The 327-nt window shown below is 61.8% G+C and carries 1 protein-coding gene; it reads left to right on the forward strand.

The genetic code is table 11. From position 1 onward, the window contains the following. On the forward strand, window positions 1-327 hold a 327-nt coding region (locus EN846_RS34165), incomplete at both ends, for a LysR substrate-binding domain-containing protein (protein WP_245518772.1).

Below are 327 nucleotides of genomic sequence, written 5' to 3' on the forward strand. Positions count from 1 at the left end.
CGTGCTCGGCCCGGTGGCGATTTTCGGCGATATCTACTACCGGCGTAAACTCTTCACCGACCGCTACGCTTGCATCATGGATTCCAGCCATCCGCTTGCGGCCGGCGAACTGACGATGGATCGCTACCGGCAGACGCGGCATATCGCCGTGACCCACAATGGCCAGTGGGAGGCGTTGTACTTCGCGGCGCTTCGGGCAATCGACGTCAGGATTACGCCGAGCGTGATCGTGCCGAGCCACGACAATCTTGAAGCATTGATCCGGGGCACGGAGCTGGTCGCGACCATTCCCTATCGCCTGGCCCGCCGGCTTTCGGACAAGTTGAC

This window comes from Mesorhizobium sp. M4B.F.Ca.ET.203.01.1.1 (assembly GCF_004791025.1).
GTDB lineage: Bacteria > Pseudomonadota > Alphaproteobacteria > Rhizobiales > Rhizobiaceae > Mesorhizobium > Mesorhizobium abyssinicae.